Annotated in this window: 6 protein-coding genes; 3 read left to right on the top strand and 3 right to left on the bottom strand. The window is 57.8% G+C overall.

What is annotated here, in order from left to right; genetic code table 11:
• The 3 genes from metG to tmk form a co-directional block, all read right to left on the bottom strand.
• The coding region (gene metG / locus Q7U76_06560) for a methionine--tRNA ligase (protein ID MDO8356035.1) at positions 1-1,181 on the bottom strand (1,181 nt) is incomplete at its 3' end.
• A gap of 39 nt (positions 1,182-1,220) precedes the next feature.
• On the bottom strand, positions 1,221-2,249 hold the full coding sequence (gene holB / locus Q7U76_06555) for a DNA polymerase III subunit delta' (GenBank protein ID MDO8356034.1): 1,029 nt from the start codon (positions 2,247-2,249) through the stop codon (positions 1,221-1,223).
• 1 nt (position 2,250) lies between these two features.
• On the bottom strand, positions 2,251-2,928 hold the full coding sequence (gene tmk / locus Q7U76_06550) for a dTMP kinase (GenBank protein MDO8356033.1): 678 nt from the start codon (positions 2,926-2,928) through the stop codon (positions 2,251-2,253).
• Positions 2,929-3,060: 132 nt separating this feature from the next.
• Here tmk and Q7U76_06545 point away from each other — a divergent pair, with 132 nt between their 5' ends.
• The 3 genes from Q7U76_06545 to glmS are packed head-to-tail and all read left to right on the top strand — an operon-like array spanning position 3,061 to position 7,133.
• Entirely contained in the window at positions 3,061-3,729 is a 669-nt protein-coding gene (locus Q7U76_06545) for a DUF502 domain-containing protein (GenBank protein ID MDO8356032.1), read from the top strand.
• A complete protein-coding gene (gene glmU, locus Q7U76_06540) occupies positions 3,726-5,294 on the top strand; it encodes a bifunctional UDP-N-acetylglucosamine diphosphorylase/glucosamine-1-phosphate N-acetyltransferase GlmU (GenBank protein ID MDO8356031.1) in 1,569 nt (522 codons plus the stop codon). Before Q7U76_06545 ends, glmU begins: the two co-directional genes overlap by 4 nt.
• A gap of 9 nt (positions 5,295-5,303) precedes the next feature.
• Positions 5,304-7,133 (top strand): glutamine--fructose-6-phosphate transaminase (isomerizing), encoded by a 1,830-nt coding sequence (glmS, locus tag Q7U76_06535; GenBank protein MDO8356030.1) that lies wholly within the window; start codon positions 5,304-5,306, stop codon positions 7,131-7,133.
• Positions 7,134-7,243 lie beyond the last annotated feature (110 nt).

Below are 7,243 nucleotides of genomic sequence, written 5' to 3'. Positions count from 1 at the left end.
GCGGTGGCGGCGATCCTGGCTTCAAGCTCTGGAATGGCCGGTGTTCCTGCCGCGGGAATGGTTCCGTGGGCGAACCGTTCAATCATCGTCAAGGTCCGGCTCAACAGATTGCCGATTCCATTGGCCAGGTCGCTGTTGATGTTGGTGACCATCGCAGATTGCGAAAAGTCTCCATCCTGCCCGAACGGAACCTCTTTAAATAAGAAGTAACGGAACGCGTCGGTGCCGAATTCATCGATCATCTTGTGCGGGTCCACAACATTGCCGCGGCTCTTCGACATCTTTTCCCCGTCGACGGTCCACCAGCCATGCGCAAAGATCGTCTCCGGTAGGGGGAGGCTCAACGCCATGAGCATCGTCGACCAATAAACTGCGTGGGTGGTGAGGATGTCCTTCCCGACTAAATGGACTGATGCCGGCCAGTATCGATCTTGAGACGGAGCTGGGGGAAGGTAGTTCAATCCCGAGATGTAATTGACCAAGGCGTCAAACCAGACATAGGTGACGTAGTCCTTGTCGAAGGGCAATTCAATGCCCCAGGAGAGCCGTGACTTGGGTCGCGAGATTGAGAGGTCGCCGAGCTTCTGCGTGGTGAGAAATCCCAGGACTTCATTCCGGCGGGACTCAGGACGAATGAAGTCAGGATGCGCCTTGATGTGCTCGATCAGTTGATCTTGATATTGCCCCATCTTGAAGAAATAGTTGTGCTCGCTGATCCGTTCGACCGGCCGTTTGCAGTCAGGGCAAAGTCCGCTCTCGACATCTTTTTCGGTCCAAAACCGTTCGTCAAACGTGCAGTACCATCCGGTATAGTCAGCCTTATAAATCAGTTGCTTATCAAAGAGGTCTTGAAGGTATCGTTGCACGACTGATTTGTGCGGGGCATCCGTCGTTCGGATGAAGGCATCGTTCGAGATATTCAGCCGTTTCCACAGCTCCTGAAACTGGGGTGCCAGCTTATCGCAATGGGCCTGCGGGTCGATGCCGGCTTTGGCTGCGGCCTGCTGAACTTTTTGTCCATGCTCATCAAGCCCGGTGAGAAAGAAGACGTCCCGTCCTCGCAGCCGCCAATACCGAGCAAGGACGTCGGCCGCCACGGTGGTATAGGCATGCCCGATATGTGGCACGTCGTTGACGTAATAAATTGGCGTGGTGATGTAGAAGTGATCGGGGGTACTCATGGGGCGTGACAAAAGATATCAGGTAATAAACGGCGAAAGCTAGATTGATAGAGGGACGGACGACAGGATGACCGCGTCGCGCAGGCGGAGCAAGATCATTTCCAGCGCCATGTGGAGATTGAGGTGCCTGGTTGCGCGTTGCTCGGTCATCTCAATTTCACGGAGCAAGTCCAATAGCAAATCGGTGTTGGCCTGTTGCGCGTAGGATTCCAGTGTCGCGAGATCGTCAAGATAGAGCAACTGGTCGCGGTCTCCTCCGACTTGAATCAGGACAAGGTCGCGGATCCAGCGGGCCAGCCAGGCGAGTATGTCCTGGGCGCGGTCGGCTTTCGCAATCGCTTCCGCCGAGGTCAGGATGGACCCGATCGATTGCAAGGATTCGGGACGGACCAAGTTCACCAGTTCCTGTTGCCGCGCGCGCGTGTCTTTCACCTCGGCGGTCAGGGCTTCCCCGATGCGGCCTTCGCTGATGATGGCGAGGAATCGCGCATCCTCGGGAGGGATGTTGCCTGTCAGGATGAGCGCGGCTTCCACCTGTGTGCGAGCCGGTGTTGTAAAGCGAAGGGCCTGACAGCGCGACCTGATGGTCGCCGGGAGGGCGGCGGGGCGACTCGAGATGACGAGGAATAGACTATGGGCCGGTGGCTCTTCCAGCGTTTTGAGGAGTGCGTTGGCCGCGCCGATGGTCATGCGGTCGGCGTCATTGATCAAGCAGATTTTCCGCTCGCCGATGAGCGGACGGTACATGATCTGATGTTCGATGTCGCGGACTTGCTCAATCTTAATTTGCCGGGTGGCCTGTTCCGGGTCCGGCTCGATGACGAAAAAGTCCGGGTGCGTGCGGGCTTCGATCTGTTGGCAGGATCGGCAGGTGCCGCAACTGTCGATCCCTTCCGCGACAGGAGGCTGTTCGCAGTTGAGCGCTTGTGCCAGACGAATTGCCGTCAGTTGTTTCCCGATCGCTTCCTCACCGTGGAACAGATAGGCATGCGCCAATCGCTGATGGGTGACGGCAGCCTGCAGCAGCGCGATGGATTGTTGATGTCCGATACAATCGCGAAAGGGCATGTTAGCTCCGGCGGCGTGGCGGGCGATGGTGTCGAGTCATCCACCCTAGCACGATCTCGGTGAGCTCGTCCTGAACATCTTGCGCGGGGCGATTGGCATTCACGATGGTCATGCGGCGAGGTGCTTCGGCTGCGAGCGTCAAAAATCCCCGGCGCACCTTTCGATGAAAGCGTTCCGTCTCACGGTCGAGCCGATTCTGTTCTCCACGATCGGCTCGCCGCCTGGCCAGACCCACGGAAACCGGGAGGTCGAGGACGAGGGTGAGATCCGGCGTGAGTCCGTTGGCCGCGACGTCGTTAGCCTCTCGCAGCCACTGAAGATCGAGGCCCCGTGCATATCCTTGATAGGCCAGCGTGGAATCGGAGAATCGGTCACAGAGCACCACGGTGCCACGTCTCAATGCCGGTTCGATAAGATGGGTGACATGTTGATGTCTTGCCGCGAGGACCAGCAGGGCTTCGGTCTGAGGTGTCACGGGGTCTTGCGATGAGGCCGTGAGAAGGATCTGGCGAATGGCTTCGGCGGTTGCGGTGCCACCCGGCTCTCTGGTTTGGAGCACGCGGTAGCCTGCTTGAGTGAGTACGTCCGCGAGGTGGCGAATCTGGGTGCTTTTCCCACTGCCTTCGACCCCCTCGAGGGTAATGAAACGGCCGCGAGTCTTCGGCCTCTTTGTCCCCATCGTATAGGCCCCATCGCCAGTGAAGAAAACGGGCAGGATGGTATTCCAAGTTGTTGAAAATAGCAAGAAAAGGCTTGCGAGGCCCTCGTAAATCTCTGTATGATGACCACCTACGTCCATCGGCTCACATGTATGCTGAAAACCTCGCTAAAACGCTACTTTCTGACGGGCCTGCTCGTGATTATCCCCATCTGGGGAACCGTCCTCATTTTGAAGACCCTGTTCGTGGCCGTCGATGGCATTCTGGGGGATCTCCTGGTCCGGTTGGTGCCGAGTCATTATGTGCCAGGGTTAGGAATTCTGGCGTTGATCCTGTTGGTCTTTATGGCCGGGTTGTTTGCCACCAATTTTATGGGTCGGCAAATTGTGAAGTGGTGGGAGGAGTTCCTGAATCGTGTCCCGCTCGTGCGGGGCATCTACTCGACGTTAAAGTCCATGATGGATATTGTGTCGTTTTCGGATCAGCCCTCATATAACCGCGTCGTCCTGATTCAGTTTCCCAAGAATGGCCACTATTGCTTTGCCTTTGTGACAGGCGTAACCAAAGGGGAGATGCAAGATCTTGCGCAGGAACCGCTGATCCACGTGTATGTGCCGACGTCCCCGAATCCGACGTCGGGTTATTTCCTCTTGGTGCCGGAGCATGAAGTCGCCGCTGTCGATATGACTGTCGAGGAGGCGATGAAGCTGATCGTTTCAGGAGGACTCTGTTCTCCTTCCTCGTCTTTGGCATCGGCCGTGACGGCTGCGACGAAGCAGGGGATGGTGAAACAGCCCGAAGTGGGAGTGCCGATCGGATGAGCCGTTCACGAACCGCTGAAGTCTCGAAGAAGAAAAAGCCGATTGCTGTGGACCAGCAGGGAACGATCGCCGGTCTTGCGGTGGTCGTGATGGCGGCCGGGCGCGGGACACGCATGCAGTCAAAACAGGTGAAGGTGCTGCATCCTGTGGCTGGCCAGGCGATGGTGCTCTATTCGGTGAGGCTCGGATTGCGCGTCGCCGGGGATCGCGTGGCAGTCGTGGTAGGACATCAGGCCGATCAGGTTCGGCAGGTCATCGATTGTGCGACGGCAGGAACAGACGATCGCTCCTCAGTGGCTATTGTTGAGCAGCGTGAGCAATTGGGTACTGGGCATGCGGTGTTGCAGAGCCGTCCGGCGTTTGCGGTGGGCAAGCGGGGCGCTCCATCGAATTATCTGATTCTAAACGGCGACACGCCGTTGCTTCAGGAGAAGACCGTACGAGAGCTCCTTCGTGTGCATCAAGCGGAACGAGCGACCGTGACCATTCTGACGGCGGTCCTTGAAGATGCCAGCGGCTATGGGCGCGTCGTGCGTGCGTATTCGGCCGAGCGGGCGGTCTCGCGTATCGTCGAGGATCGCGATGCCAACGACAGGGAGCGGGCAATTCGCGAAATCAACGTGGGGACCTATGTCGTCGACGGGGAGTTTCTTTTCAGCGCGTTGGAAAAGCTGGATCCCAGCAATGCCCAAGGGGAATATTATTTGACGGACATCATCCGTCTCGCTGCGGAGCAGGGACGGCCTGTGGCTGCGGTGATCCTCGACAATCCCGACGAAGGACTGGGCGTGAATACGCGCAGGCAGCTAGCGACGGCTGAACAGGTGGTGCGGCAGCAGATCCGTGAACGATGGCTCGATGCCGGGGTGACGATGATCGATCCGGCTTCAACCTGGATTGACGCGGCGGTCACGATCGGGAAAGACACTGTGCTCTATCCCAACGTGACACTTGAGGGCTGCACGATTATCGGGGAAGATTCTGTGCTGCGCTCCTATACCAGGCTGACGAATTGTATCGTTGGTAATAGGGTGGAGATCCTCGACCACTGCGTCTTTACCGACTCTCACATTGAAGACGATGCGCATCTGGGGCCCTTTGTCCATCTGCGGCCCGGTGTGGTGGTTCGGAAGAAGGCGAAGGTCGGGAATTTCGTCGAGATGAAGAAAACCGATTTGGGCGAAGGATCGAAGGCGAACCATCTGAGTTACCTGGGCGACGCAAAAATTGGGAAAGGGGTCAACATTGGCGCCGGCACCATCACTTGTAACTACGATGGCGTGCATAAGTTTCAGACCGTAATCGGAGATGGGGTTTTTCTCGGCAGCGATACGCAGTTGATCGCGCCGGTGACGGTGGGGGCGGGAGCCATCATCGCAGCCGGGACGACTGTGACGCAGGATGTGCCTGCGGATGCGTTGGTGATTGCGCGGGTGCCTCAAGTGAACCGGGCTGGATGGGCCGCACGCCGGCGGGTGTTGGCGATGCAAGCTCAGGCTGGTTCCGTATCGTCGTCAACCCCGACGAAGAGTCTCCCGAAGAGCCAGGCGAAAAAGCGGAGGTAGATCACCCCTATGTGTGGAATTGTCGGATACGTGGGCGATCAAGAAGCGGTGCCGATTCTGATCGGCGGCCTCGCCAAGTTGGAATATCGAGGCTATGACTCGTCCGGCGTTGCGGTGTTGCATGGCGAGAAGATTGAGGTCAGGCGGAGTGTTGGCAAACTGGCGAATCTTCAGAAGTCGCTCAAGGAAAAAGCCCTCAAGGGCACAGTGGGAATCGGCCATACGCGATGGGCGACGCACGGGAAGCCCTCAGAACAAAACGCCCACCCGCACCGCTCGAAGGGCTGCGTGCTCGTGCACAACGGCATCATCGAGAACTATCAGCCGCTGAAACAGCAATTAGAGAAGGAAGGTTACAAGTTTCATTCGGAAACGGACACGGAAGTGGTGGCGCATCTGATCGATAAGTATCTCCAGCAGGGCCTGAAGCTGGCCGAGGCGGTGCGAGCTGCCACCAAGGATGTGCGGGGAAGTTATGCGCTTGCGGTCATTTCGGAGCGGGAACCGGGAACCATGATTGCGGCGCGCTCCGGATGCCCGCTGGTCGTAGGCAAGACTGCCAAAGCATCCTTTGTTGCATCCGATGTCATGGCCATGCTCGCCCATACTCGTGATGTGACCTACCTCGAAGAAGGCGATGTGGCGGTCGTGACGGCGAGCGAGATTCATTTCACCGATATCGAGGGGCATCCCGTTAAACGGAACGCGACCAAGATTACCTGGGATGCCTCCGCGGCGGAAAAGAGCGGATTCCCGCATTTTATGTTGAAAGAGATTCACGAACAGCCGCAGACGATTCTCGATACGATGCGTGGGCGCTACTCCTACGACACCGGTGAGGCGGACCTGCCAGATATCGGATTGACGCCGAAAGAATTTGCCGCCGTCGGCCGCATCTGGATTGTGGCGTGCGGTACGTCGTGGCACTCAGGACTGGTGGGGAAATATCTGTTGGAGGAAATGGTCCGTACACCGGTGCAAGTCGATATCGGCAGTGAATTCCGCTACCGCGATCCGCTGGTCGGGAAAGACGATCTGTTCATTACCATCTCGCAGTCCGGCGAGACGGCCGACACGTTGGCTGCTGCACGTGAGGCGAAGGCCAAGGGCGCGCGGATCGTTTCGATCGTGAATGTCGTGGGCAGTACCCTGGCTCGCGAATCGGATGGCATCCTCTACACCCATTGCGGACCTGAGATCGGCGTGGCCTCGACCAAAGCGTTCACCGCGCAGCTCACGGCGTTGTATATGCTGGCGCTGCACTTGGGGCGTGTACGTGGAACTTTATCGGTTGCGGACGGCAAGGCCTGGCTCGACCGTCTTGTCTCGCTTCCGGTGTTGGTCGAGCAGGTGCTCGGTCGCGAAGCGGAGATCGTGGCGATTGCCAAACGGTATTACAAAAAGCGGAATTTCTTGTTCCTCGGCCGCGGCATCAACTTCCCGATTGCGCTCGAAGGCGCGCTCAAGTTGAAAGAGGTGTCCTATATCCATGCGGAAGGGTATGCCGCGGGAGAGATGAAGCACGGGCCGATTGCGCTCATCGACAAGGACATGCCGGTGGTGGTGTTGGCACCGAAAGACCGGTTGTACGAAAAGACCGTGAGCAATCTGATGGAAGTGAAGGCCCGGCATGCGCCGGTCATCGCGTTGGTTGCGGAAGGCGAGCGGGAGTTGGGGAAGATCGCCGATGCGGTATTCACGATCCCCGACACGCATCCCTTGCTCTCACCGATTCTATTTACGATTCCATTGCAGCTCCTGGCGTATCATATCGCCGTGTTGCGGGGGGCGGATGTGGATCAGCCGAGAAATCTTGCAAAGAGTGTGACGGTTGAGTAGCAGGATGTTAAAAATGGCTCCCAGCATCGTTCTCGGTCCTCCGTCTCCCTGCGACGTACCCGGGAGGGTACACATCAGTCGCCGGACTCCCTGCGGCCTTGCTGGAAGAC

Source organism: Nitrospirota bacterium, from assembly GCA_030645475.1.
In the GTDB taxonomy this organism is placed as follows: Bacteria; Nitrospirota; Nitrospiria; order Nitrospirales; family Nitrospiraceae; genus Palsa-1315.
The sequence above is the reverse complement of the archived record's forward strand: the minus strand, read 5'-3'. Positions and strand labels throughout refer to the sequence as shown.